This is a genomic window from Flavicella sp. IMCC45537 (genome assembly GCF_057197705.1).
Genome location: NZ_CM170067.1, coordinates 2,537,788 through 2,563,008, shown reverse-complemented (window position 1 = coordinate 2,563,008; position 25,221 = coordinate 2,537,788). Strand labels below are relative to the sequence as shown.

Here is a 25,221-nt window from a genome sequence, read left to right as displayed (position 1 = left end):
AAATTATTTGGAATGCAGGTTCGGTTATATTCCTGTACTTCCAAAACCGCCGGTTCCTCTTTCCGTTTCGTTTAATTCCTCCACAGTTAGCCATTCTGCGCGTTCATGTTTAGCAATAACCAATTGCGCAATGCGCTCTCCATCATTAATAGTGAAATTTTCATTTGATAAGTTTACCAGAATTACACCTATCTCTCCTCTATAATCAGCATCAATGGTACCCGGGCTATTTAAAACTGTGATTCCTTTCTTAGCAGCTAATCCGCTTCTTGGTCTTACTTGGGCTTCTGTTCCGATTGGCAAGGCAATGAAAAGGCCCGTTTTAATAATGGCTCTTTCAAGAGGCTTTAGAACAATTGGTTCGTTTAGGTTTGCTTTTAAATCCATTCCAGCCGAGGCAATGGTTTCATAGTGAGGTAGGTCGTGTTTGGATTTGTTTATGATTTGAATTTCCATATGATTTAGTTGTGTTTTTTATAATTCTGAATTAAAATATACCTTGTAAAAATGCATTTGTTTTTCTTCGTCGAATCCTTTTTCAAGATATTCTTTTGAAGAGCTTGGGTTTTCGAGGTCTAATTTTATTTGTATGTGTGTATCTAGTTTGATGTCGCTTTTTATCTTTTTCTTTTGAGATTCAAATACAGAATTTGAAACTTCAAACTCATCCCAAAAGTCTATTTGTTTCTTTTCTTCAAATAATTCTTTGTATTCGATAAATGCATTTCTAATACTGTCGTTGTGTTCGAAAATTTGTTCTTCAAATTCCTTTGGACTTGCAATGTCTTTTTCTGCAAAATACCCCAGCGTGGTACTTAAAAAATCAGCTTGTTCTTGTTTTCCAAGTTTCTCTTGTACAACCGTATTTGAGAAAGATTTGCACATGTCAAGAAAGTGTTTTGTTTGTGCATTGTCATCATCGGCAAAGTCAATGCCTAAAAAATGTTGTTTCCAATAGGCAGCATCATAGTTGTTGTTGTCTATAGTTAATACTGTAAATCCGTTCTCTTTTTCTGTGTTTAAAATAAGGCAACCCTTATCTAATTTTCCCGGGTTGATTCCTTTATCGATTCCTAGAACTATTTCTTTACCTTCTTTGAAGGTTTGAAAAAAAGGTGTTCTCTTTTCAATTTTTAGAACACCAATAGCATCGACTAATTCACCTTTGATAAAAATATCAGAAAAATAAGAAACAATTAAATCTCCAGTTTTTATTTGCGGATAAGAAGATTGCTCAAAGAGATGTTTTGCTATGTGTTTGCTATTGTCAATAAAGGTATTCGGATCTGAAAACGTTTCAGCACAATAAGTAAACATTTCGTTCATGGAGAGGTGTGTAGCATGTTTGAAATTGAAAAACTCATTAATTCTTCCAAAAGGTTTTAGGCTCATTGAAAAGAGTAGTTTGTATAATTCTTCATCTTCTGTGTTTAAAAGATTCTCTGAGTATACATTGTCAATATCCGTGTTTTTATTCCCTATTTTATGAAGTATGGTCTGACTAATAAAAGTTTCTTCGGTTTGAATCATAAAGTTTGGTTTAAATAAAAAATGCAGTATTTCTACTGCATTTAATTTTATAATGAATTCTCTAGCAATCCTTTTACATAAGGGTTTTGTTCCTGTTCTTTTAGGGTTTGTAGTAAATTGTTGAATTGCTCTTTTAAGTTGTTATGCGATAGAAGGTATTTTACAATTTCCACTTTAATAGCTGCATTTTTCATCTTCAAGGTCTCTTCAATGAATTTTGTAAAAGCTTGATTTAATTCAGTTTTAATACCTGTTTCCAATACAAGCAAACAAGCTAAGACTTCTTTATTTGATTTTGCAGTTTCAAAAGGAGTAAGCAAAGCTTCAAAAGGAATACTGTTGCTTAATTCTTTAACAGTGGCTTTCAATTCGTTTCTTTCTTCATCACTTCTAGCCTTCAGGAATTTTCCAGCAAGCGGGCCCACTTTTTCAAATGCTTCGTTTTTAACAGGTGCATTGCTCTTTTTTTCTTGCTTAGCCCATGAGTCGGTAAGTCCAACCGTTTTATTGAAGATTAATTTTTTTTCCGTACTCTCTGTATCTGTACAGAAATAACCTTTACGTTGGAATTGGTATTTGTCTCCCGGTTTGGTGGCTTCTAAACTTGGTTCAACAAAAGCAGTTCCTGTATTTAATGAGTTCGGATTTAAAAACTCCTTAAAATCTTTGTCTTTATGACCATCAGGAGCTTCGTCAGTAAATAGTCTGTCGTATAGACGAACTTCTGCTTTTATTGCATGCGCAATCGAAACCCAGTGAAGCGTTCCTTTTACTCTTCGCTTGCTTGCTTCGGTTCCGCTTCCGCTTTTGGAGTCTTCGTCATAAGTACAGTGTACTTCTGTAATATTCCCTTCAGCGTCTTTTACTACCTCATTGGCTTTAATGATATAAGTGTTTTTTAAACGTACTTCACCACCTAGTTTTAAACGAAAGAATTTTTTGTTAGCTTGTTCCCTAAAATCCTCTTTTTCAATGTAAATTTCTTTTGAGAAAGGAACTTGTCTTGATCCTGCCTTTTCGTCTTCGGGATTGTTCTCTGCTGTTACCCATTCTTCTTTGTTTTCTGGGTAATTAGTGATAACAAGTTTTAAAGGGTCTAGAACAGCCATTACTCTTGGTGCTGTTTTGTTCAAGTCGTCTTTTATACAGTATTCTAATAAGGCAACATCTGTTACGTTATCTCTCTTAGAAATCCCAGCCGTTTCACTGAATTTTCGAATAGACTCTGGTGTGTATCCTCTTCTTCGTAATCCAGAAATTGTTGGCATACGTGGGTCATCCCAGCCATTGACAACTCCTTCTTCTACAATTTGAAGAAGTTTACGTTTACTCATAACGGTATAACTTAAGTTTCTCCTTGCAAATTCACGTTGTTTAGGTCGTAGGTTTTTAGGGTCAATCACTTGATCAACATACCATTCATAAAGATCTCTATGACTTTTGAATTCTAAAGTACAGATTGAATGAGATACTTGTTCTAGGTAGTCAGATTCACCATGAGTCCAATCGTACATAGGGTATATGCACCAATCATTTCCTGTTCTATGGTGTTCTTTTTTAAGAATACGATACATAATTGGATCACGCATATGCATGTTTACATGCTGCATGTCTATTTTTGCTCTTAAGATATGAGAACCTTCTTCAAATTCACCATTCTTCATTTTTAAAAACAAATCAAGATTTTCTTCTACTGATCTATCTCTATTAGGTCCGTTAACACCCGGTTCGGTGGGAGTTCCTTTTTGAGAAGCCATTTCTTCAGAAGACTGGTTGTCTACATAAGCTTTTCCTTCTTTTATAAGTTGGATAGCCCAGTCATAAAGTTGTTGAAAGTAATCAGATGAGAAAAACTCTTGGTCCCATTGGAAGCCTAGCCACTTTACATCTTTACGGATGGCATCTACATATTCCTGCTCTTCTTTTGCAGGATTTGTATCGTCAAAACGCAAGTTTACAGGGGCATTGTATTTCAATCCCAATCCAAAATTTAAACATATAGATGCGGCATGACCGATATGTAAATAACCATTCGGTTCTGGTGGAAATCTGAAACGTAGCTTCTCTTGTGGTAAACCATTGTTTAAATCTTCTTCAATGATTTGCTCTAGAAAGTTCAAAGACTTTTTTTCTTCTGTCATCTTCAACAAGTTGAAATGTTAATTAAAGGCACAAATTTAAAGAAAATAGGGGGAATAGTTTCTTTTTTGAATGGTGAAGTTTTTTATTAGTTTTATTTTTTTTCCACCTCTATAGAGTAGGAAGGAGAAAGAAATAGAATATCTGAATTAATTGTTTTGATAACAAAATTTAAAATACTTTTTAGGTGGTTTAATTTTTTATTTGAATTATAAGCATATTGAGTGTTTTTTATTTCAACCTGCATATTGTAAGAGTTTATGATTGCCTTAAGTTGATTTAAATTGATTAAATTTTCTGTCCAGTTTCCTGTTAATGGGTCACAGGTGTTGGTAGGGTCAGTCGGTTGGTGGTCCATTTTTCCTGTTTTAATAAATTTATCCGCTTGAGTAAGGATGTCGTTGTTTTTTAGACCTCTTGTTTTGGTTGCAAGTGTTTTAATAGTTTCTTGTGTCTCTTTTGGGAAGTTCTCTCGAAGAATTTGTTTTCTTAATTCAAAGAAAGCAAGGTTAGAGTCTGTTTTTTTCCATTCATTGGTTTTCTTTGTTCCTAAGAATTCAGCTCTATGGTGTAGTTTTCTTAGACGACTCGTGATAAATGGATTTTTAGAATTAGCACTTGTGGTAAAAATAAGATCAAATGGATTGGAGATTCCGGAAATTTCCCTAAACCATTTATCTAAATCATATATGTGTTCTAGAACATCAAACGAACAAATTAAATCGGGTTTTAGTTTGTTTAATTTTAAATTTTCGACAAGTTCTTCGCAATCCCCACAAATAAAGTAATCAATATTAATTTGAATAGCTTTCGATGTTTTTTTAGCATCCACTACTGATAAGTTATATAGGTCGTTATAAATAACAGTTTTGAAACCGAGTTCTTTAGCAAAGAAAGATAGAAATCCAGATCCACCTCCATAATCTATAAATGTACTTTCATGAATTGGTTTTTTTAGTTTGCTTATTGCTCTGGTTAATAGTTGCTTGTATAGGTTGGAATAGAACTCAAGGTCTACAAGGTATTTGTTAAAGTATGAAGTGTTGTATTCTGAAAGATTTAATTGTGAAATGTCGAGTTTTATTAGTTTTTTAGAAAGTCTAACAGAGGCTTTGTCAATAGTTGTTTTAATTTCAGTATTTTTCATGGTAGATGATTTGTGAATTCAAAGAAACGACAATTTCTTAATGAAAAATAATTCATGGGCTTCTTTTGGGGCTTCAATAATGAACATTTTTTTGGATATTTGATTAGTTTTTCGTATGTTATAGAGTGCATTTTTTGATGCCTAGTACCTATTGTTTCACCTTAAAGTTATGTATTATGATGGACCAAACTTTAGATTCTAGTATGTCTAATGGTGATTTAGGAAAATTAAAATCACCTACAGGATGGGGAAGACAGCATTATGCAGGAAAGAGAATTCGTAAAATAAAAAATTATCGAACAGATCTTTTTAGACCAAATGAATTAAAGCGTATGTCTTTTATTCAGCGTTTTGTTGCCCAGCATATTAGTGGATTAAAATTGCGAAAAAGAGATGGAACCCTATAGTGGTTTTGAAAATGTCGAAGTAAATTATTTACTTCGACATTTTTAGAAAATAAGACTTTCTGATTTCAATTTCTTTAGTGTGAATTGCTAAATTTGCATTCAAATTAAGATCATGGGAATTATAAAAGTTGAGAATATTCGTACCTACTCATATCATGGGTGTTTAGAGGAAGAAGCAAAAATTGGTTCTGATTACAGGGTTGATATTGAGGTGAAAGCTGATTTGAAAAAATCTAGTAAATCTGATAAATTAGGTGATACTGTTGATTATGTACATTTAAATTTAATTGTTAAGGAAGAAATGGATATTCGTTCTGAGCTGTTAGAGCATGTAGCAAAACGAATTCAAGATAGGGTATTAGATGAGATTCCAATGGTTTCAAAAGTGAAAACGGCGGTTTCTAAGATTAATCCACCTATTGGAGGTGATGTAGAGCAAGTAACAATTGTGCTTAAAAAGAAACGGAAATAAAGCCTTTGTTGTTGATTTATAATGGGTTTACTTGTCAGGGCAAGAAAAAAATAATATTTCAATAAAAAAATCTTGTGCAAATTAGAAAAATAACTAAATTTGCAGCCTTAATGGCGTTGTGGCCGAGTGGCTAGGCAGTGGTCTGCAAAACCATCTACAGCGGTTCGAATCCGCTCGACGCCTCCAGTTTAAACCATCTATCATTTCGATAGGTGGTTTTTTGTTTTCTTTAACATGGTGAGATTTATTTATTCCTCATTTTTGTAGGGTTTTTGCAAGGAAACTTCCACATTAAATTGTATTTTGGTTTTTCCTTTCTAAATAAATTTTATGAAAATTTACCCGATTGAAACTGGAAACATCAAATTAGACGGAGGAGCTATGTTTGGAGTGGTGCCTAAAAGTATTTGGCAGCGCACTAATCCAGCAGATGCAAACAACATGATAGATTTAACGATGCGTTGTTTGTTGATTGAAGATGGAAATCGATTGATGCTGATAGATACGGGAATCGGGAATAAGCAATCAAATACTTTTTTTGGGTATTTTTATCTTTCGGGAGATTTTTCTTTGGATAGTTCATTGGCTAAATTAGGGTTTCATAGAGATCAAATAACGGATGTGTTTTTAACTCACTTGCATTTTGATCATTGTGGAGGTGCGATTGAGTGGAATAAAAATAAAACAGGGTATCAGCCTGCTTTCAAAAATGCTGTTTATTGGTCTAATGAAGCACATTGGAAATGGGCAACAGTTCCCAACCCAAGAGAAAAAGCCTCTTTTTTAAAAGAAAATATTTTACCAATCCAAGAGTCTGGTCAGTTGCAGTTTGTTGATTTGAAAGGAGAAAGTTTTCAGTCAGATTCTGAATTGAATTTTGGCATATTGAGTGTTGATGGTCATACAGAGAAACAAATGATTCCTCATATTCAATATAAAGGAAAAACTCTTGTTTTTGCAGCAGATCTATTGCCAACCGTTGGGCATTTGCCGTTGCCATATGTAATGGGGTATGATACAAGACCCTTACTTACAATGGATGAGAAAGCCCTTTTTTTAAATGAGGCAGCAGATAAAGAATTTATTTTGTTTTTAGAACACGATGCTCATCATGAGTTGTGTACTGTAAAACATACCGATAAAGGAGTGCGTCTCCAAAATAGTTATACTTTTAACGAAGTGTTCAGTTGATTTATTAAAATATAGAATATGAAATTATTAAAACCGCTTTATGTAACCTCATTAATTACAGCAACCCTTGTTAGTTGTAAGTCAATTCATAAAATTCCTGTTCCAGTTGCTGTGCAAAATGGGATTAATATTAGCGCCAAAAATATTGCGTTAACAGAGGATGAGAAACAAAGATGGGGGCATGCAGATATTGCTACAGATACCATTCCAGGTATGAGTGTGTTGCAAGCATACGAGTTTTTAAAGGGGAAAGAATCTACACAGGTAATTGTGGCAGTCAATGATTCTGGGATTGATTTAGAGCATGAGGATTTAAAAGATGTGTTGTGGACAAACCCTAAGGAAGTAGCTGGAAATGGAATTGATGATGATAAAAATGGATACATAGATGATGTTCATGGATGGAACTTTTTAGGAGATATTTATGATGAAAATCTTGAGATTACCAGAATCATCAAACTAAAGTCTCAGAAATTTGATGGGAAAACAGAAAGTCAAATTGAAGATAAAGACAAAGCGGAGTATGATGAATATATGGAGCTGAAAGAGATTTTTGATAAGAAATTAGGAGAAGCTGCTTCTGAAAAAGAAAAATACGCTTTCTATTTAAATATGTTTGAAACATCTCATAATGCAATGGTAGCAAATACAGGAAAAGAAGCTTATTCGCTTTCGGATGTAGAGGCTATTGTTACAGAAGATCCAATGTTGTTAAAGCAAAGAGAACTAGCGATGAATGTTTTAAAAGGAGGGACTACCATTCCGGTTGAAATGAAACAGATCAAAAGAGGTGTAGAGCATTATACATCTTCTGTGGATAGTCATTATAATCTTGACTTTAATCCAAGGAAAGATTTGTTAGGGGATGATGAAAATGATATGAGTACGAAGTATTATGGAGATGGAAACCCGAAAAATCATCAAGACGATGAAATTCACGGAACACATGTCGCTGGAATTATTTTAGCCTCGAATGATAATGGAAAAGGTGTTGATGGAGTGGCAAAAAATGTAAAATTGATGTCGGTTCGTTGCGTTCCAAATGGTGATGAATATGATAAAGATGTTGCTTTGGCATTTAGATATGCTGTAGATAATGGGGCTAAGGTTATCAATACAAGTTTTGGAAAAGGGTATTCTATGCATGCGGATTGGGTACACGATGCAATTAAGTATGCAGAAAAGCACGATGTTTTAATTGTAAATGCAGCCGGAAATGATGCAGATAATATTGATGAAGTTCCATCTTATCCTAATGATGCACCGGATATGAAGGAAGAAATTTCTGATAATATGATTACGATTGGTGCAATGAGTTCTAGTTATGATGAGCATATGTTGGCTACTTTTTCTAATTATGGTCAAATTAATGTAGATGTGTTTGCACCTGGTGTAGATGTGTATGCAACTGTCCCAAATAGTGAATATCAGTATTTAAGTGGTACGTCTATGGCGTCTCCTTCTACTGCTGGAGTTGCGGCAATGATTCGCTCTTACTATCCAGAATTATCTGCAAGTCAAGTCAAGCATATTTTAATGAATTCTGGTACGGTAATTAATTTTAAGGTCATCAAACCAGGAACTCAAGACGAATTGGTTGATTTATCTGATTTGTGTGTGTCTGGTAGAATTGTCAATGCGTACAATGCAGTAAAAATGGCGGAAGAAATGACTGCTAAGAAAAAGAAAAAATAAATTTTTAGGTTCCTAGTCTTATGAGAATAGCTCTATCCTTGTTTAGTATTTGTTTTTCAATAGTTGCTTTTGCTCAGAATACAACCTATTGGCAGCAACATGTTTCCTATAAAATGGATATTGATATGGATGTAAAATCGTATCAATACAAGGGGAAACAAAAGTTGACTTACACGAATAATTCTCCTGATGTTTTAGATAAGGTTTATTACCATTTGTATTTTAATGCATTTCAGCCAGGTAGTGAGATGGATATTCGTTTGCAGAATATTCAAGATCCTGATGGGAGAATGGTTGAGAAATCAGGTACAGAAGAAAAACCTATTGTAACAAGTAGAATTTCTGTTTTAAAACCCGATGAAATAGGGTTTATTAAGGTGTTGTCATTGGTTCAAGATGACAAGAAAGTGGAGACGCATCTAGATGGAACGATATTAGAGGTAGTTTTAAATACGCCGATCCAGTCAGGTGAAACAACTGTTTTGTATATGGAGTTTTTAGGTCAAGTTCCGTTGCAAATTAGACGAGCAGGAAGAGATAATAAGGAAGGAGTTGCGCTTTCAATGGCACAATGGTATCCAAAATTAGCAGAATATGATTTTGAAGGATGGCATGCGAATGCATACATAGCAAGAGAATTTCACGGAGTTTGGGGTGATTTTGATGTGACGCTACATATTGACAAAAAATATATCGTTGGAGGGTCAGGATATCTTGAAAACGCAAATGAAGTAGGCTATGGTTATGAGAAGAAGGGTTTCAAAGTAAAAAAGCAGAAAGGGAAAAAATTGACGTGGCATTTTATTGCTCCAAAAGTTCATGATTTTACATGGGCTGCTGATCCAAAATTTAAACATGATGTTTTGAATACTGAAAGTGGGACGGTGTTGCATTTTCTGTATAAGAAAAAAATGGATCAAGAATATTTGAAAAATTGGAGGGACTTACAGCCTAAGACTGCTGAGTTACTTGCATACTATAACGAAAATATCGGAGCTTATCCGTATAAACAATATTCTGTTATTCAGGGAGGTGACGGAGGAATGGAGTATGCAATGTGTACTTTGGTTACCGGCGAACGATCTTTTGGGAGTTTGGTAGGTGTAGTTGCACATGAAATGGCCCATTCTTGGTTCCAATTTGTGTTGGCAACGAATGAGTCTAAACATCCTTGGATGGACGAAGGGTTTACTACATATATTTCAAGTCATGCTGAGAATATGGTTTTAAAGGAGGGTAAAACCAATCCTTTAGAAGGTTCATATAAAGGATATTATAATTTATTGAATTATAATATAGAGGAACCATTGACCACACAGGCAGATGCTTATCATTATAATTTTGCTTATGGAATTGCTGCATATAGTAAAGGGTCTATTTTTCTTTCTCAATTGGAATATGTGATAGGCAAAGAAAATGTAGTGAAAACTTTAAAGAAATATTACGAAGATTTTAAATTCAAGCATCCAACACCCAATGATATAAAAAGGACGGCTGAGAAAATTTCTGGAATTCAGTTGGATTGGTATTTAAATTATTGGACTCAAACTAAACACACTATCGATTATTCTGTTTCGGTAGAAAACTCAAATAAGGTTGTTCTAAATAGAATTGGAAGAATGCCAATGCCTATCGATGTATCCGTAACCTATGATGATGGTTCGGTTGAGGATTTTTATATTCCATTAAAAATGATGAGAGGTGCAAAACCAACTTCTGCTACTAGTTTGGAAAGTTGGTCGTGGGTTGCTCCAGGTTATGAATTTGTGACTACTAAAAACATTCAGTCAGTTCAGATTGATCCTTCTCGATTGATGGCAGACACGGATTCAGAGAATAATGTTTTTCCAAGAATAAAGATTGACTAACAGCAAAATAATATACTTTTATGGTTGATTCTTTGTTGTTGTATTTTAATAAGATACTCACTTTGAATAAGGAGGAGGAGCGTGCAGTGACTTCTTTGTTTAAGCTTAGAACGGTTAAACGGCGACATTTTTTGTTAGAGCAAGGACAGGTATGCAAATTCAATACGTTTGTTGTAAAAGGGTGTTTTAAAATGTATTTTGTTGATGAAAAAGGCAAGCAACATAATTTGCAGTTTGCAATTGAAAATTGGTGGATTGGTGATATAGGGAGTTTTCATAGTGAAGAGCCTAGTATGTTGTATATTGAAGCCCTAGAGGATTCTGTAGTATTAGAAATTAGTAAAAAGGGGCAGCTCAGTCTTTTTGTAGATTATCCAAAATTTAATAGGATATTTAGAGTTTTCACAGAGAATGCTTTGGTGAGTTCACAACGAAGAATTCTTCAAAATATCAGTTCCACTGCAGAGGAGCGGTATTTGGATTTTTTAAAGCGATATCCTTATTTTTTTGAACGCATTTCTAACGTTCAAATTGCTTCTTATTTGGGAGTGACTCCTGAGTTTTTAAGTACTATTCGAAAAAAAATTGCAACAATTTAGTTATTTCAAATGTTTTCTTAAGATACCTTATAGGTAGTGAAGTTTTCTTTTCTGGAAATTTGTATCAGCCAAAAAAAGATACAATATGAAGAAAAGAATAATCATTATGGCTTCAGCAATTTTGTTGGTAGCCTTTGGTAAGAATTCAATTCCTGAAAAAGAAAACATTAACACTAAAAAAACAGAAATTATGAAAAGTGAAAACAGAAAACAAATAGAGACTTTGTTGGCAGAATATCAAAAAGCATTGGTGAATTCAGATGCAAAGTTGGCGCAATCTCTTTATACGAAAGATGGAATATTTATGCCAACAGAAGCACCTAGTGGAGTTGGTAAAGAACAGATTTTAAAATCGTATCAATTTGTGTTTTCTCAAATACAATTGGATATTGTTTTTGATATCAAAGAAATAGAAATTGAAGGGGATATGGCATTTGCTGTTACTAGTTCGGAAGGAACGGTTCATATTCTGGCTAATGGAGTAAAAGCACCCGAGTCGAATAGAGAGTTGTTTGTGTTTAAAAAAGTTTTAGGACAGTGGAAGATAGCAAGATATATGTTTAATAAGACAAGCGCGAAATAATTGTACGTGTAGTTATTTATATAAAAAAAGCCGACTAAATATTTAGTCGGCTTTTTTTTATGTAGAAATTTCTTGTTTTTTAAACGTCATCAAAATCAACAGCAATTTTTGCTGTAGTTGGGTGAGCTTGACAAGCTAATACCAACCCTTCTTCTATTTCATCTTCTGTTAGAATACTGTTTGACGTCATGATAGCTTTTCCTTCCGTTACTTTACACATACAGCTACTACAAACACCACCTTGACAAGAATAAGGAGCATCTAAGTTGTGACGTAGTGATGCTGCTAAAATAGTGTCTTTTTGATCCATGGTAAACGTTGTTTCTTCATCGTCTACAAGTACTGTAATTTCTGAAACACCATCAGCAGAACTTACATCTTTAGTGTCTGCAGAAGATACAAATAATTCAAAGTTGATATTTTCCTTTAAAAAACCATCTTCTTTAAGAGTTGTGCTTACTTCGTTGATCATTTCTTCAGGTCCGCAAAGAAAAACATCGTCAAAATTTAAGTGATTGAATTTTTCTCTAACGATATAATTGGTAGCTTTTTTGTCGATTCTACCTTGTATAGTTCCCGAGCTTTGTTCTTGTGAAAAAGCATATTTAATATTAAAACGAGCAATAAACTTTTTAGCCAACGCATCGAGTTCACTTTTGAAGATGGTGCTATTTGCTGTTTTGTTACCGTAAATTAAAGTAAATGTTGATTTGGGTTCGTCTTCTAGAACTGTTTTTATCATGGATAAAACAGGGGTAATTCCACTTCCTGCAGCAAAAGCAAGGTAGTTTTTTAGTTGATCACTTTTTGTGTCAATTGTAAAGTTTCCTTCAGGAGGAGCAACTTCTAAAGAGTCACCTGAATTTAATGAATTGTATGCGTAATTTGAAAACTTACCATTTTCAATAGCCTTTACTGCGATTTTTACATCGCCACTTTTTTCTGATGAGCATATTGAGTAAGCACGTCTTAATTCTTCTCCGTCTACTGTTGTGCGAACTGTAAGATATTGTCCTGCTTTAAAAGCAAAAACCTTTTTTAAATCCTCTGGGATATTGAAAAGAATAGAGACAGCAGAGCTTGTTTCTTTTACAATTTCTTTAATTTTTAATGTGTGAAAATGAGGCATAAGTAATGTATAATAAAATGTGCTGCAAAAATAAGAAACTTATTAGTAGTGCTTAGAAGATTTTAAAAAAAATACCTATAAATCTTTAATTAACATTTGTTACCGTGATAAGCACTATTAAATCCTTATCTTTATTTACTGCTTCAGTGTTAGCTTATGGAAGATGGAAAACAAACTTTAGAGGAATTATTAAATATTGCTCATCCAATTATTGTAGCGCCAATGTTTTTGGTGTCTAATGTGGCTATGGTAAAAGCTGCAATGGAAAAAAATGTAGCTGCTTGCATACCCGCTTTGAATTTCCGAACTACCGATAAGCTAAGAGTTGCTATTCAGGAATTAAAAAAAGTGAAGCCGGAAAAGGGGGCATTTGGGATCAATATCATAGTGAATAAATCTAACCTAAAATATAAAGATCAGCTTAGGATATGTTGTGAGGAAGGGGTTGATTTTATTATAACGTCTTTGGGAAACCCGAAACTGATTATTGATGAAGCGCATAAAAAAGGGATCAAGGTTTTTTGTGATGTTGTAAATTTAAATCATGGAATAAAGGTTGCAAATATGGGGTGTGATGCTTTGATTGCAGTAAATAATAAAGCCGGTGGACATCGTGGGGATTTTGGTCCTGAAGAGTTGATAACTCAATTGAATGCTCATTGTTCTATTCCCATAATTTCGGCAGGAGGTGTTGGAAGTAAGCAGGAGTTAGATAAGGTGCTTTCATATGGTGCTGTTGGTGTTTCTATTGGGAGTCCTTTTATAGCTTCAGAGGAAGCTGGTGTATCGCAAGAGTATAAAGAAGCTTGCGTTTCTTATGGGGCTGATGATATTGTGGTTACTCAAAAAATTTCTGGAACCCCTTGTACTGTTATCAATACACCGTATGTGAAAAAAATAGGAACTCATGAAACTTGGATTGAGTGTGTGCTAAATAGAAACAAAAAACTTAAAAAGTGGGTAAAGTTATTACGTTATTTGAAAGGAACAAATGATGTGGAGAATGCCGCCATGAAAGCAACCTATAAAACGGTTTGGGTAGCAGGTCCCACCATTGAATATACAACCAAAATCGAATCGGTAAAAACTATTATTGATAGGTTTATTTGATGGATTTAAATCAACGACCATTACTTCTTATCTTTCCTTTTGAACACTAGATTTTTTAATTAGTTTGTCTCTATCTTAATCAGCTGATATGAATGAGTAATATTATTTGTAGTTTTGCGTTATTAGGTTTGAGTAAAAAAATACTTAAATAGAATTCTAATCCTATTAATCTTGGTTAAAAAACTTCCTTTTTTGTGTATTGGACTTGTGTTGTTGCTTTTTAGTTGCAGTACTAAAAAAGACAGCTTCGTAAATAGAAAGTACCATGCTATGACGACTGAGTACAATATATTGTACAATGGTGAGATTGCATTTCAGGCTGGTTTGAATGAGATCAACGAGAAATATCAAGATAATTATTGGGAAATACTACCTATAGAGCCTTTGAATATTGAGGAGGGTAAAATCGATATTCCTGATTACAAAAAGAAGTCAAAAGCTTCTAAGAAGAATAAAAAGAAAAAGGAGGAAGATAAAAATTTAACTTCTTTTGAATTGGCAGAGGAGAAAGCTGTGAAGGCTGTTCAGAAGCATTCCATGAATATTGGAGGGAAGGAGAAAAATAGCCGAATTGATGAGGCGTATCTGTTGTTGGGGAAATCTCGTTATTATACAAGTCGTTTTGTTCCGGCCATGGAAGCTTTTAATTATGTTATTAAAAATTATCCAGAAGCAAGTTTGATAGATGAAACTATTGTTTGGAAAGCTAAAGCGGATATTAGAATGCAAAATGAAGATGTTGCGATTGCTTCTTTAGAAGTCTTTTTAGAAAAGGATGCAATAGATCAAAAAAACTTGGAAGATGCCTATATTACTATGGCTATGGCATATAGTCAGATAGACAGTACAGAGATGATTATTCGTAGTTTGCATAGTGCTGTTGAGGAAAGTAAAAACCCAACTAAAAAATCTAGAAACCTTTTTATATTAGGACAGTTGTATCGTCAAGAGAATGATTTAAATAATTCTCAAACTGCTTTTCAGGAAATAATAGATTTTAAAAAAGCACCCTATGATTATAAGATTCATGCAGAAATCGAGAAAGTTAAAAACTTTCAGTTAGGAGGCGTACCTGAGGAAGCAATACCACAACTAGAAAAACTAATTAAAATTAGAGAGAATAGGCCTTATTTAGATGAGCTCTATTATCATTTGGCATTGTTACAAAGTAATAATGGAGACAAAGAATTGGCGCTGCAGAACTATCAAAATTCCGTACATGCTAAGAATGCCAAAAGTTTTCAAAAAGGGTTGTCATATGAGGCTTCTGGAGATATTTATTTTGACGACACTGATTATGCTACGGCAAGTAGTTTTTATGATAGTGTATTGCAAGTTTCAGGAAATATCGATTCAAAAAGAATAAGGAAACTCAAAAGAAAGAAACAGGGCCTAGAGTCTGTTTTGGTTTTTGAAGATGTGATAAAAAGGAATGATAGTATATGGAATGTACTTGCTATGGATAAGGAAGAGCAAGTAGAGCATTTTACAGTATATATAGAGAATTTAAAAAAGGAAGAGCAAGAAGCAAAAGAAAAGGCAGAGTTTTTAGAGGATTTAAAAAAATATGAAGAAACAGGACTTGCTAGTGCTCAAACAGCTGTAAAGGCTTCTAATAAAAATGGTGATTGGTATTTTTACAGTGATCAAACAGTAAGTTTTGGGAAGCAGGAGTTTAAACGTGTATGGGGATCAAGGAAGCTTACGGATAATTGGAGATGGTCTGATAATACTCGATTGAGAGATGATCAGTTGATTGTTGTGAAAACAGATAATGCAACTGGAGAAGAGGAAATGCCAGAAAAGTATAAGGTTGCGTACTATGTAAATCAGTTGCCGTCTACTTTGAAAGAGATAGATAGTATTTCTAATTTAAGAAGCAGTACTTATTATCAACTAGGTTTAATCTATAAAGAGCAGTTTAAGGAATATGAACTTGCGGCTGAGACTTTAGAAACATTAATCGAAATTTTTCCTGAGGATAAATTGGTTTTAGGGACAAATTACCATTTGTTTAGGATATATGAAGCGATGGGGAATCAAGAAAAAGCTGATTATTATAGTGGTATTGTGGTAAGACGTTTTCCTAATTCGGTATTTGCACAAATGATTTTAAACCCAGAAGAGGTAATAGATAGCAAGAGTGATAAAACGCCTGAGGGTGCTTATAGAGAAATCTATTATACCTATAAATCTAGAGACTATTTACAAACGATTTATGATATTTCAAAAGCGTTGCGTACCTTTGAAGGAACACCGATAGTACCAAAACTTGAATTATTAAAAGCTTATGCCTTAGCAAAAACAAAAGGTAAAAAAGCATTTATGGAGGCTCTCGACTATATTGTCTTAAATTATTCTAATACAGAAGAAGGCAAAAGAGCGAAGGAGTTGATGAGAAAATTGAAATAAAGTACCCCTTAATATGTTTAAAGAAAAAAAGATGAAAGAAAGTCCTGTTCTAGAAAGAAATGTAATTGGTAAGAAAACTTCAATTGTTGGAGATATTCATTCTGAAGGAGATTTTAGAATAGATGGTTCTGTAGAAGGAAGTATTCGTGCGGATGGTAGAGTCATTATTGGGAGAGAAGGAAATGTAAAAGGCTTAATAGAATGTACTAATGCAGATATAGAAGGGGAGGTATCCGGAAATATTTCTGTAAGTGATATGTTAACCTTAAAATCAACAGCTGTGATACATGGTGATGTTGTGATTGGTAAATTAACCGTTGAACCTGGTGCTTCTTTCAATGCAACATGTAGTATGAAAGGCATGATTAAAGAATTAAATAAAGATGGTTCAAAAAAATCCTCAGAAAAAACCGCTTCATAAATTTATTAGATTTTCCGGAATAGGGATTCAACTAGGTGTAACCATTTATTTGGCAGCTTATTTAGGCAAAAAATTGGATGTTTATTTTGGATTTGAAAAAACACTGACGTTATTGTTGGTGCTTTTTGCTTTTGTAATTTCTATGTATAGTATGTTACAACAGTTAAAAAATATGGAAGACAAAGAATAACAATGTCAAAAAAAACGGTTCTCTTTTCTGTCAGACTGGTAATAATTGCAGGTCTTATTTTTTATATTCATACTGAGTTGTTGAGGTTTTTAGGCTATTCTCCCTATGAAAACATGATAATTCAGGGGTATTATGCAAATGTAATTTTAGCAATTTTTATTATTTCAAGTTTGAGTTTTTTACAAAAAAAATTCAGTGATCAGTTAGGGTTTTTGTTCATGGCAGGAAGCCTGTTGAAATTTGCTGTGTTTTTTATTTTTTTCTCACCTGAATTTAGACAGGATGGAGATATTTCTAGATTAGAGTTTTTGTCTTTCTTTGTTCCGTATCTATTGTGCTTGTTTTTAGAGACTTTGGGTGTTGTTAAGATTTTGAATTTCTCAAAAAAATAAGGAATAAATTGCCTGAGATTTTAGGAAAAAAAATAATCTGAAAATTAATTTTTCCATTACGTTTAAAAATATATCTTTGCAGCGTTTTTAAGACACGTTTATTTATAGATTATGCGAAGAGATTTTTTAATCAAAAAGATTACGTTTTTATTGTTTTTAGTTTCGTTTATTTCGGTAGCGCAACACCACAATGATGAACATACTCAACATTCAACTAGCCATACTGAAGAAGCTGAGGCTTCTTTAGGGGAGGAAATTAAAGCATTTATCAACCATCACTTGTTGGATTCTCATGATTTTGGTCTGTTTTCTTACGAAGATGAGCACGGGAAAGAGAATCATGTAGGGATGCCTTTACCGGTTATTTTGTATGATGCAGAGTCTGGATTAAACGTTTTTTCTTCTTCAAAATTTCATCACGGTGAAACAGTTGCAGAGAATAATGGAAACTTCTTTAAACTTTACCACGGTAAAATTTATAAAACGGATGCAGCAGGGACTATCTCTTATGATGATCACCACCATGCAACAAACATAAAGCCAGTTGATTTTTCTATCACAAAGAATGTTACTTTCATCTTTTTGGTTTCTTTGTTTATGTTTTTGGTTTTTACTGGAATGGCAAAAAATTACAAAACAAGTGCTTTGCCTAAAGGTTTTGGTAGATTGTTAGAGCCTTTGATTTTATATGTTAGAGATGAGATTGCTATCCCTAATATTGGAAAAAAGCACTACAGAAAATACATGAGCTACTTGTTAACTGTGTTTTTCTTTATCTGGATTGTGAACTTATTAGGTTTGACACCTGTAGGGATTAATGTAACAAACAATATTGCTGTTACTTTGTCTTTAGCATTGATAACTTATCTTTTGACAACATTTACGGCTAATAAAAATTACTGGGGACACATCTTTTGGATGCCAGGAGTACCAACACCAATGAAGATTTTGTTAATTCCAATTGAATTGTTAGGTACGATCATTAAGCCATTTTCATTGATGATTCGTTTGTATGCAAATATTACTGCAGGACATATCGTATTGATGAGTATCATTGGAATGATGTTCATCTTTAAAAACTGGATTGGTAGTCCATTGTCATTTGGATTGGCATTTGCTTTATCATTATTAGAGTTATTAGTAGCGGCGCTACAAGCTTATATTTTCACTATGCTTTCTGCGTTGTACTTCGGTTCTGCAGTTGAAGAGCATGATGATCACTAAAAATTGAATGTTTAATAATTAAATATATATATCATGGAAGGATTAAATTACATTGGAGCAGGATTGATCGTAATCGGTGCAGCTGTTGGAATTGGAAGAATTGGTGGTTCAGCAATGGACGCTATTGCTCGTCAACCAGAAGCATCAGGAAAGATTCAAACTGCTATGTTGATTGCAGCAGCCTTAATCGAGGGTATCGGTTTCGCAGCTTTATTCGCAGCATAAGACAAAACAAACAAATAGCTACAACGGTTGGTTGTAGCTATTGTTTATCCTAAAATTAATTAAAAAACACAAAACACACGATGGAAAAATTAATAGAACAATTTTCATTAGGTTTATTTTTCTGGCAATCAGTATTATTTGTAGCATTGGTTCTTTTGTTAAAGAAGTTTGCATGGAAACCAATTTTAGAAGCAGTAAACGATAGAGAAGAAGGTATCAAGAATGCATTGGAATCAGCTGAAGAAGCTAAGAAAGAAATGCAATCTTTGAATGCTGATAACGAAAGAATTTTAAAAGAAGCTAGAGCAGAGAGAGATGCTTTGTTAAAAGATGCTCGTGAAATAAAAGAAAAAATTATTTCTGACGCTAAAGAGGAAGCTCAAGAACAAGCAAGTGGAATTATTGATGCTGCAAAATCTGCGATTGAAGTAGAAAAGCAAGCTGCAATTGCACATTTAAAGTCTCAAGTTGCTCATTTATCAATTGACATTGCTGAAAAAGTAGTTCAAAAAGAATTAGCGGCTAAAGAGGATCAACTAGCATTGGTTGACAAAATGTTAGGTGACGTTACTTTAAACTAAGATAAGATGAAAGGAACTAGAGCAGCACTTAGATATGCAAAAGCAGTATTGAATCTTGCAAAAGATTCTAAGAAAGAAACAGAAGTGAATAACTCTATGCAGTTGATCGCTAAAACTCTTTCTGAAAGCGAAGAACTTGCTCTTGTATTAAGTAGCCCAGTAATCAAAGCAGAACTTAAGATTAATGCTTTGAATGCTATCTTTTCTGAAGCAGTAGATCAAATCACTTTAGGTGCGATCAAATTGTTGGGAGAGAATAAAAGATTGCCATTGTTGGCAATGGTTGCGAAGCAGTATACAATTTTGTTTGACCATGACAAACTTATTGATGTTGCTAGAGTAACAACCGCAGTGCCATTAACAGCGGCATTAAACAAGAAAGTACTAGCGAAAATTAAAGAACTAACAGGTCATGAAGCCATTGTTGAGAACGTGGTGGATGCTGATATTTTAGGAGGATTTATTTTACGTGTTGGTGATATCCAGTACGACGCAAGTATTTCAAATAATTTTAACGAATTGAAAAGACAATTTGACAATAGTCATTTTGTTGCAAAAATTTAATTATACATCAAAATAATTCAAGATGGCAGAAATTAAAGCAGCTGAAGTTTCAGCAATTTTAAAAGAACAATTGACAAATTTTGAAGCATCGGCTTCATTGAGTGAAGTTGGGACGGTTTTACAAGTTGGAGATGGTATTGCTCGTGTATACGGTTTATCTAACGTACAGTACGGAGAATTGGTTCAGTTTGAATCAGGTTTAGAAGGTATTGTATTGAACTTGGAAGAAGATAATGTTGGGGTTGTACTTTTAGGTGCATCTACTTCAGTAATTGAAGGATCTACTGTAAAACGTACAGAGCGTATCGCATCTTTAAATGTAGGTGAAGGTATTGTTGGACGTGTTGTAGATACTTTAGGAAACCCGATTGATGGTAAAGGACCAATTGAAGGTGAAACTTTTGAGATGCCTTTAGAGCGTAAAGCTCCTGGTGTAATCTTTAGAGAGCCAGTAACTGAGCCTTTGCAAACTGGAATTAAATCTATTGATGCAATGATTCCTGTAGGTCGTGGACAGCGTGAGTTGATCATTGGTGACCGTCAGACTGGAAAGTCTACTGTAGCTTTGGATACAATCTTGAATCAAAAAGAATTTTATGATGCAGGAAACCCAGTTTACTGTATTTATGTTGCTATTGGTCAAAAAGCTTCTACTGTTGCTGGTATTGTAAACTTATTAGAAGAAAAAGGTGCTTTAGCTTATACAACTGTTGTTGCAGCTAGTGCTTCTGAGCCGGCTCCAATGCAAGTATACGCTCCTTTTGCAGGTGCTGCAATTGGTGAGTATTTTAGAGATACTGGTAGACCAGCATTGATTATTTATGATGATTTATCAAAACAAGCGGTAGCTTACCGTGAGGTTTCTTTGTTGTTAAGAAGACCACCGGGACGTGAGGCTTACCCAGGGGATGTATTCTTCTTACACTCTAGATTATTAGAGCGTGCGGCAAAAGTAATCAACAATGATGCTATTGCTCAAAAAATGAATGATGTACCACCTTCATTAGTTGGTAAAATCAAAGGAGGAGGATCATTAACTGCATTGCCAATTATTGAGACGCAAGCGGGAGATGTATCTGCTTATATCCCTACAAACGTTATTTCTATTACTGATGGACAAATTTTCTTGGATGGAGATTTATTCAACTCAGGGGTTCGTCCAGCGATTAACGTAGGTATTTCTGTATCTCGTGTAGGAGGTTCTGCACAGATCAAGTCTATGAAAAAAGTATCTGGAACATTAAAGTTAGATCAAGCACAGTATCGTGAGCTAGAAGCTTTCGCAAAGTTTGGTTCTGATTTAGATGCTGCAACAATGAACGTAATTTCTAAAGGTGAAAGAAATGTTGAGATCTTAAAGCAAGGTCAAAACGATCCTTACACAGTAGAAGATCAAGTTGCTATTATCTATGCAGGTTCAAAGAACTTATTGAAAGATGTACCTGTAAATAAAGTAAAAGAATTTGAGGCTGATTTCATTTCTTACTTGAATACTAAGCATAGAGATACTTTAGATTCTTTGAAATCTGGAAAATTAGAAAAAGCATCTTTAGATGTATTAGAAGCTGCTGCTGCTGAAATTTCAGCGAAATACGCTTCATAAATTATTAGTTAATATAGAGTAGTTGATTGACTACTCTATATTAATTTGAGTCATTGTAAAGTTTAAGTAGTTTACTACTTGACATAATCGACAAAATATTAAATAAGAAATGGCAAACTTAAAAGAAATTAGAAACAGAATTACTTCTATTGGTTCGACGATGAAAATCACGAAAGCAATGAAGATGGTTTCTGCTGCTAAATTGAAAAAAGCTCAGGATGCAATTACTGCTATGCGTCCTTATTCAAATAAACTTACCGAGTTGTTGCAAAACTTAAGCGCAACTTTAGATGCTGATGCAGGTGGAGTTTATTCAGAGCAAAGAAATGTTTCTAAAGTGTTGATGGTTGTCGTAACTTCTAACAGAGGTTTGTGTGGAGGTTTCAACTCTAATGTTATCAAAGAAACAAGAAAAGTAGTTGCTGAAAAGTATCAAGGTAAGCAAATTGATTTGTTAACTATTGGTAAAAAAGGAAATGATATTTTGGGGAAAGATTTTACTGTTATTGAGAATAAGAGTGAAGTTTTTGATGATTTATCTTTTGGAAATGTAGCTGCAATTGCAGACAATCTAATGGAGCTTTTTGTAGCTGGATCTTATGATAAGATTGAAATAGTTTATAATAGTTTCAAAAATGCTGCAACTCAATTGGTTCAAGTAGAGCAATTTTTGCCTATCAAACCGGTAGAAAGTGATGTTAATGTTTCTTCAGATTATATTTTTGAACCTCAAAAAGAAGAAATAATTTCAGCATTAATTCCAAAATCTTTGAAAACACAATTGTTTAAAGCTTTACGTGATTCTTTTGCATCTGAGCATGGAGCTCGTATGACTGCAATGCATAAAGCAACAGATAATGCAAATGCGTTGAGAGATGAATTATTGTTGACATACAATAAAGCACGTCAAGCTGCTATTACAAATGAAATTTTAGAAATTGTGGGTGGTGCGGAAGCATTGAATGCATAGTTTTAAAACACATATTTTTAAAAAGCCGTAACATTTTTGTTACGGCTTTTTTATTTTAATGATATTGGATAATTACTTTATTCCATTTTGTTGTTTAATGGGATGGAATTGTAGATAGATTTCTTTTTTACAGTATTTAACTTTTCTTATATAGTAGAATTTCGTCTATTCATCTATAGTTTTTTTTGTTTAGTCGAAATATTATTTTGATAGATGATGTAAAATTTAATTTTGGTTAAAACCAAAAAATATTACATTATGAAGACAAAATACTTATTTATCTTATCGTTGTTTTTTGTGGTAGGTATGTACGCCCAAACAACGTTTATCGGTGGACAAACTGGCAATTTATGGTCAGATGCTTTGAATTGGTCAGCAGGACTTCCGGATGCTATGACTTTAGAAGAAATTACTGTTCAACAAGAGATTTCTAATTTAGATACTGATATCTATGGGAATAAATTAATCTCTGACACTGCCTCCGGAAACTATGAAATCAATGAAACGAATTCTGGGACGTTACATTTACAAATTGATGTTGCAACAACTTCTTATTGGGATGCTGCAAATATTGTATTTGATAATGTTATAACAGGTACTTCTTCATTTTCATTTTATAATGATTTTGTTATTGAGAATGATTTGTTTGTACCGGATAAAACCTTTAAAGGTTCCTTAGCGTTTAGAAATTTTAAAACTGATGCTACTTTAAATTTTGAAGCAACGTGTTCTGTGTTATTTGACTGTGTTATGGTTATTAATAATAAGGGGATTGTAAATATGAAAGGTGATTTTGTATCAACTGAGTTGGTTAGTACTGGTACTCCAGATTGGAGGTTTACTTTTTCTCAGGTAGGAGCTTATAATTTATTAGGTAATGCAACCATTTCAGCGAAGGAGATTTACATGAATTCAAATACGAATATTTTTATCGCAACAGATGCCTCACATGTTGTTACAGATGATGTTTGGATATCAAGTGGACAAGGTGTATCTAATAATCTTACGATAAATACTGCAGATTGCCTTGAAAGTACTATTAAAATGAATAATGGTAATACATTAAATATGAATGTAAATGCAAACTTAAGTAACCTAGGAGCACTGAATATGAAAAGTACTAGTTGTGTATTTAATTTAAATATAGATGACGCAGTAACGGCAATTAATTTTGATGCCTCAGATGGTTTTACTTTTGATGTTGGTGCTGTGGTAAATATTACAGGGTTCAAAGAAAATGTAATCCGTTTTGGTACAGATGCTAGCGGTTTAACAAGTACCCAGTTATCCCAGTTTGTTGCTGATGGTGCGGGATTAGGTAATTCTTTAGAATTGGATTCACAGGGATATTTAGTTGTTGCTGCTACAGCTTCAAATTCTTCTGTTGAAAATATAGATTTTAGACTGAAATCAAATGTTGTTAAAGAAGAATTAGAAATTATTAGTCAGGCTTTTATTGAACAAATGGAAGTATTTGATCTTTCAGGGAATCTGATAGTTTCCAATTTAATAGGAGAAAAGAAACTTAACGTTTCGCAACTTTCCACAGGCATTTACATTGCGAGAATAAAAACGAATGATAAATACCTCTCGATGAAGTTTGTGAAAAGATAGCTTCAAAATTAATAATAAATGCCTCAATGTAAATTGGGGCATTTATTTGTTTATTCCTACCATTCACTAACAGAATTGGATGGTTGAATTTACAATTCTTTATATATTACGATAGTTAGAGTATTTTGATATGAATAAGTTACACATGATTAGTTTTAGGATTGTAAAAAATATTTAATTTTGTAATATGAAAAAAATAATGATTCTATTTTCGGTACTATTCATGGTTTCATGTGCATCAACATCTAACGCTACAGACGAAGCTAGTATGAAAGCCAAAGAGTTTACAAAGGTATCCGACAAGGGGGTAGTATATATCTATCGTCCTAACAGAATGTTCGCAGCTGCCTTATCTACCAATATAAAAATAAATGGTTTAGATGCAGGAGGAACTGGCCCGGGTACTTTTTTTAGATGGGAATTAAAACCTGGTGTGTATTCATTTGCCGCATTTTCTGCAGAAAGTTCTGCTGTAATAGAACTAGATGTTAAAGCCAATGAGCATTATTTTATTCGACAAGACGAACGTTTGGGCTTGAATGGTAATAGACCTACCTTGACTGAAATTAAGGAAGAGACAGCAAAGAAAGAAATGCAAAAGTTAAAGCTACTAATAAGTGCATACAGAAATTAAATAGACTACTATGAATAAAATTATTTTGGCGTTCTTTTTGGGGACAATTTTAAGTTTTGCTCAATACGATAATAGTGAGAAATTTACTTTATACGCAGGAGTTGTAACAAACGGCCCGGATGAATATGATTTTAGCAATGCTGTATACGGTTTTGGAGTGCATGGTGTGTATGATGCTTTAAAAATGCATGAAGGAGCACTGGGAGTAAAAGCTTCAGCTGGTTTTGGTGATGGTTTTAATGCCTATTATTTAGGTCCAAATATCAGATTCGGATCAAGATTTTTCTTAGATATGGATGTTTTGTTTGGGTATAAAGAAATTACAAATCCCAAATTATTGACAACATTTCCTGGAAGAAGTGAGTACAAAGGTAGCGCAATATTATGGGACGTAGGTTTCGGATATAGATTTGCTGATGTTCCTTTGGTGTTGCGAGGTGTAATGGGAATTAGTTTTGCGACCGGTTATGACGGTGTTTCACCAGTTTTTGGATTACACGCAGGCTATAGATTTAAATAAA

Annotated in this window: 26 protein-coding genes and 1 tRNA gene; 22 read left to right on the top strand and 5 right to left on the bottom strand. The window is 33.7% G+C overall.

Features of this window, described 5'->3' with window-relative positions; all coding sequences use genetic code 11:
* Window positions 1–24 precede the first annotated feature (24 nt).
* From dut to AC2DGP_RS10470, 4 genes are all read right to left on the bottom strand, one after another.
* Window positions 25–456 carry a dUTP diphosphatase gene (dut, locus tag AC2DGP_RS10485; RefSeq protein WP_484490012.1) on the bottom strand — a complete coding sequence of 144 codons (432 nt, stop codon included), beginning with the start codon at window positions 454–456 and terminating at the stop codon, window positions 25–27.
* An 18-nt stretch (window positions 457–474) separates the two neighbouring features.
* A complete protein-coding gene (locus AC2DGP_RS10480) occupies window positions 475–1,530 on the bottom strand; it encodes a nucleoid-associated protein (RefSeq protein ID WP_484490011.1) in 1,056 nt (351 codons plus the stop codon).
* Window positions 1,531–1,577: 47 nt separating this feature from the next.
* Entirely contained in the window at window positions 1,578–3,671 is a 2,094-nt protein-coding gene (locus AC2DGP_RS10475) for a glutamine--tRNA ligase/YqeY domain fusion protein (RefSeq protein ID WP_484490010.1), read from the bottom strand.
* 92 nt (window positions 3,672–3,763) lie between these two features.
* Window positions 3,764–4,816 carry a class I SAM-dependent methyltransferase gene (locus tag AC2DGP_RS10470; RefSeq protein ID WP_484490009.1) on the bottom strand — a complete coding sequence of 351 codons (1,053 nt, stop codon included), beginning with the start codon at window positions 4,814–4,816 and terminating at the stop codon, window positions 3,764–3,766.
* A 176-nt stretch (window positions 4,817–4,992) separates the two neighbouring features.
* Here AC2DGP_RS10470 and AC2DGP_RS10465 point away from each other — a divergent pair, with 176 nt between their 5' ends.
* From AC2DGP_RS10465 to AC2DGP_RS10430, 8 genes are all read left to right on the top strand, one after another.
* Complete coding sequence (locus tag AC2DGP_RS10465) at window positions 4,993–5,223, top strand: hypothetical protein (RefSeq protein ID WP_484490008.1); 231 nt, start codon at window positions 4,993–4,995, stop codon at window positions 5,221–5,223.
* A gap of 112 nt (window positions 5,224–5,335) precedes the next feature.
* The gene (gene folB / locus AC2DGP_RS10460) at window positions 5,336–5,695 is read left to right on the top strand and encodes a dihydroneopterin aldolase (RefSeq protein ID WP_484490007.1); all 360 of its coding nucleotides are present in this window, start codon (window positions 5,336–5,338) and stop codon (window positions 5,693–5,695) included.
* Between the two features lie 112 nt (window positions 5,696–5,807).
* Window positions 5,808–5,881 (top strand) — tRNA-Cys (locus AC2DGP_RS10455).
* A 144-nt stretch (window positions 5,882–6,025) separates the two neighbouring features.
* On the top strand, window positions 6,026–6,886 hold the full coding sequence (locus AC2DGP_RS10450) for an MBL fold metallo-hydrolase (RefSeq protein WP_484490006.1): 861 nt from the start codon (window positions 6,026–6,028) through the stop codon (window positions 6,884–6,886).
* Between the two features lie 18 nt (window positions 6,887–6,904).
* The gene (locus AC2DGP_RS10445) at window positions 6,905–8,581 is read left to right on the top strand and encodes a S8 family peptidase (protein WP_484490005.1); all 1,677 of its coding nucleotides are present in this window, start codon (window positions 6,905–6,907) and stop codon (window positions 8,579–8,581) included.
* Window positions 8,582–8,601: 20 nt separating this feature from the next.
* A complete protein-coding gene (locus AC2DGP_RS10440) occupies window positions 8,602–10,449 on the top strand; it encodes a M1 family metallopeptidase (protein WP_484490004.1) in 1,848 nt (615 codons plus the stop codon).
* Window positions 10,450–10,469: 20 nt separating this feature from the next.
* The gene (locus AC2DGP_RS10435) at window positions 10,470–11,048 is read left to right on the top strand and encodes a Crp/Fnr family transcriptional regulator (protein ID WP_484490003.1); all 579 of its coding nucleotides are present in this window, start codon (window positions 10,470–10,472) and stop codon (window positions 11,046–11,048) included.
* Between the two features lie 85 nt (window positions 11,049–11,133).
* Window positions 11,134–11,631, top strand: a complete 498-nt coding sequence (locus AC2DGP_RS10430; protein ID WP_484490002.1) for a YybH family protein — start codon at window positions 11,134–11,136, stop codon at window positions 11,629–11,631.
* 79 nt (window positions 11,632–11,710) lie between these two features.
* On the opposite strand, the gene AC2DGP_RS10425 is transcribed toward AC2DGP_RS10430, so the two are convergent.
* Window positions 11,711–12,760 (bottom strand): 2Fe-2S iron-sulfur cluster-binding protein, encoded by a 1,050-nt coding sequence (locus AC2DGP_RS10425; protein ID WP_484490001.1) that lies wholly within the window; start codon window positions 12,758–12,760, stop codon window positions 11,711–11,713.
* 156 nt (window positions 12,761–12,916) lie between these two features.
* Here AC2DGP_RS10425 and AC2DGP_RS10420 point away from each other — a divergent pair, with 156 nt between their 5' ends.
* The 14 genes from AC2DGP_RS10420 (at window position 12,917) to AC2DGP_RS10355 (ending at window position 25,220) form a co-directional block, all read left to right on the top strand.
* On the top strand, window positions 12,917–13,870 hold the full coding sequence (locus AC2DGP_RS10420) for an NAD(P)H-dependent flavin oxidoreductase (RefSeq protein WP_484490000.1): 954 nt from the start codon (window positions 12,917–12,919) through the stop codon (window positions 13,868–13,870).
* 207 nt (window positions 13,871–14,077) lie between these two features.
* A complete protein-coding gene (porW, locus tag AC2DGP_RS10415) occupies window positions 14,078–16,282 on the top strand; it encodes a type IX secretion system periplasmic lipoprotein PorW/SprE (protein ID WP_484492498.1) in 2,205 nt (734 codons plus the stop codon).
* 31 nt (window positions 16,283–16,313) lie between these two features.
* Window positions 16,314–16,703, top strand: a complete 390-nt coding sequence (locus AC2DGP_RS10410) for a bactofilin family protein (protein WP_484489999.1) — start codon at window positions 16,314–16,316, stop codon at window positions 16,701–16,703.
* Window positions 16,666–16,893, top strand: coding sequence for an AtpZ/AtpI family protein (locus tag AC2DGP_RS10405; RefSeq protein WP_484489998.1), 228 nt, complete (start codon window positions 16,666–16,668; stop codon window positions 16,891–16,893). The genes AC2DGP_RS10410 and AC2DGP_RS10405 overlap by 38 nt, the downstream gene beginning before the upstream one ends.
* Window positions 16,894–16,895: 2 nt before the next feature.
* Window positions 16,896–17,285, top strand: coding sequence for a DUF6168 family protein (locus tag AC2DGP_RS10400; RefSeq protein WP_484489997.1), 390 nt, complete (start codon window positions 16,896–16,898; stop codon window positions 17,283–17,285).
* A 111-nt stretch (window positions 17,286–17,396) separates the two neighbouring features.
* Entirely contained in the window at window positions 17,397–18,509 is a 1,113-nt protein-coding gene (gene atpB, locus AC2DGP_RS10395) for a F0F1 ATP synthase subunit A (protein ID WP_484489996.1), read from the top strand.
* A gap of 33 nt (window positions 18,510–18,542) precedes the next feature.
* A complete protein-coding gene (atpE, locus tag AC2DGP_RS10390) occupies window positions 18,543–18,734 on the top strand; it encodes an ATP synthase F0 subunit C (RefSeq protein WP_139957468.1) in 192 nt (63 codons plus the stop codon).
* Window positions 18,735–18,814: 80 nt separating this feature from the next.
* Complete coding sequence (locus AC2DGP_RS10385; RefSeq protein ID WP_484489995.1) at window positions 18,815–19,315, top strand: F0F1 ATP synthase subunit B; 501 nt, start codon at window positions 18,815–18,817, stop codon at window positions 19,313–19,315.
* A 6-nt stretch (window positions 19,316–19,321) separates the two neighbouring features.
* Window positions 19,322–19,879, top strand: coding sequence for an ATP synthase F1 subunit delta (gene atpH / locus AC2DGP_RS10380; protein ID WP_484489994.1), 558 nt, complete (start codon window positions 19,322–19,324; stop codon window positions 19,877–19,879).
* 22 nt (window positions 19,880–19,901) lie between these two features.
* Window positions 19,902–21,482: a F0F1 ATP synthase subunit alpha gene (gene atpA / locus AC2DGP_RS10375; protein ID WP_484489993.1), complete on the top strand. Its 1,581-nt coding sequence runs from the start codon at window positions 19,902–19,904 to the stop codon at window positions 21,480–21,482.
* 109 nt (window positions 21,483–21,591) lie between these two features.
* Window positions 21,592–22,452, top strand: coding sequence for an ATP synthase F1 subunit gamma (atpG, locus tag AC2DGP_RS10370; protein ID WP_484489992.1), 861 nt, complete (start codon window positions 21,592–21,594; stop codon window positions 22,450–22,452).
* Window positions 22,453–22,710: 258 nt separating this feature from the next.
* Window positions 22,711–24,066 carry a T9SS type A sorting domain-containing protein gene (locus AC2DGP_RS10365; RefSeq protein WP_484489991.1) on the top strand — a complete coding sequence of 452 codons (1,356 nt, stop codon included), beginning with the start codon at window positions 22,711–22,713 and terminating at the stop codon, window positions 24,064–24,066.
* Between the two features lie 187 nt (window positions 24,067–24,253).
* Window positions 24,254–24,700: a DUF2846 domain-containing protein gene (locus AC2DGP_RS10360; RefSeq protein ID WP_484489990.1), complete on the top strand. Its 447-nt coding sequence runs from the start codon at window positions 24,254–24,256 to the stop codon at window positions 24,698–24,700.
* Window positions 24,701–24,710: 10 nt separating this feature from the next.
* A complete protein-coding gene (locus AC2DGP_RS10355; protein WP_484489989.1) occupies window positions 24,711–25,220 on the top strand; it encodes a hypothetical protein in 510 nt (169 codons plus the stop codon).
* The last annotated feature ends 1 nt before the right edge of the window (window position 25,221 follow it).

Bases quoted from the DNA above. Each gene is read 5' to 3' on its own strand.
- AC2DGP_RS10400 (WP_484489997.1), top strand. From the start codon at position 16,896: ATGTCAAAAAAAACGGTTCTCTTTTCTGTCAGACTGGTAATAATTGCA.
- atpA (WP_484489993.1), top strand. From the start codon at position 19,902: ATGGCAGAAATTAAAGCAGCTGAAGTTTCAGCAATTTTAAAAGAACAA.
- AC2DGP_RS10480 (WP_484490011.1), bottom strand. From the start codon at position 1,530: ATGATTCAAACCGAAGAAACTTTTATTAGTCAGACCATACTTCATAAA.
- atpG (WP_484489992.1), top strand. From the start codon at position 21,592: ATGGCAAACTTAAAAGAAATTAGAAACAGAATTACTTCTATTGGTTCG.
- AC2DGP_RS10420 (WP_484490000.1), top strand. From the start codon at position 12,917: ATGGAAGATGGAAAACAAACTTTAGAGGAATTATTAAATATTGCTCAT.
- folB (WP_484490007.1), top strand. From the start codon at position 5,336: ATGGGAATTATAAAAGTTGAGAATATTCGTACCTACTCATATCATGGG.
- dut (WP_484490012.1), bottom strand. From the start codon at position 456: ATGGAAATTCAAATCATAAACAAATCCAAACACGACCTACCTCACTAT.
- AC2DGP_RS10430 (WP_484490002.1), top strand. From the start codon at position 11,134: ATGAAGAAAAGAATAATCATTATGGCTTCAGCAATTTTGTTGGTAGCC.
- AC2DGP_RS10360 (WP_484489990.1), top strand. From the start codon at position 24,254: ATGAAAAAAATAATGATTCTATTTTCGGTACTATTCATGGTTTCATGT.
- AC2DGP_RS10445 (WP_484490005.1), top strand. From the start codon at position 6,905: ATGAAATTATTAAAACCGCTTTATGTAACCTCATTAATTACAGCAACC.
- atpB (WP_484489996.1), top strand. From the start codon at position 17,397: ATGCGAAGAGATTTTTTAATCAAAAAGATTACGTTTTTATTGTTTTTA.
- AC2DGP_RS10435 (WP_484490003.1), top strand. From the start codon at position 10,470: ATGGTTGATTCTTTGTTGTTGTATTTTAATAAGATACTCACTTTGAAT.
- AC2DGP_RS10365 (WP_484489991.1), top strand. From the start codon at position 22,711: ATGAAGACAAAATACTTATTTATCTTATCGTTGTTTTTTGTGGTAGGT.
- AC2DGP_RS10465 (WP_484490008.1), top strand. From the start codon at position 4,993: ATGATGGACCAAACTTTAGATTCTAGTATGTCTAATGGTGATTTAGGA.
- AC2DGP_RS10425 (WP_484490001.1), bottom strand. From the start codon at position 12,760: ATGCCTCATTTTCACACATTAAAAATTAAAGAAATTGTAAAAGAAACA.
- AC2DGP_RS10475 (WP_484490010.1), bottom strand. From the start codon at position 3,671: ATGACAGAAGAAAAAAAGTCTTTGAACTTTCTAGAGCAAATCATTGAA.
- AC2DGP_RS10440 (WP_484490004.1), top strand. From the start codon at position 8,602: ATGAGAATAGCTCTATCCTTGTTTAGTATTTGTTTTTCAATAGTTGCT.
- AC2DGP_RS10405 (WP_484489998.1), top strand. From the start codon at position 16,666: ATGGTTCAAAAAAATCCTCAGAAAAAACCGCTTCATAAATTTATTAGA.
- AC2DGP_RS10470 (WP_484490009.1), bottom strand. From the start codon at position 4,816: ATGAAAAATACTGAAATTAAAACAACTATTGACAAAGCCTCTGTTAGA.
- AC2DGP_RS10410 (WP_484489999.1), top strand. From the start codon at position 16,314: ATGAAAGAAAGTCCTGTTCTAGAAAGAAATGTAATTGGTAAGAAAACT.
- atpH (WP_484489994.1), top strand. From the start codon at position 19,322: ATGAAAGGAACTAGAGCAGCACTTAGATATGCAAAAGCAGTATTGAAT.
- AC2DGP_RS10450 (WP_484490006.1), top strand. From the start codon at position 6,026: ATGAAAATTTACCCGATTGAAACTGGAAACATCAAATTAGACGGAGGA.
- atpE (WP_139957468.1), top strand. From the start codon at position 18,543: ATGGAAGGATTAAATTACATTGGAGCAGGATTGATCGTAATCGGTGCA.
- AC2DGP_RS10355 (WP_484489989.1), top strand. From the start codon at position 24,711: ATGAATAAAATTATTTTGGCGTTCTTTTTGGGGACAATTTTAAGTTTT.
- AC2DGP_RS10385 (WP_484489995.1), top strand. From the start codon at position 18,815: ATGGAAAAATTAATAGAACAATTTTCATTAGGTTTATTTTTCTGGCAA.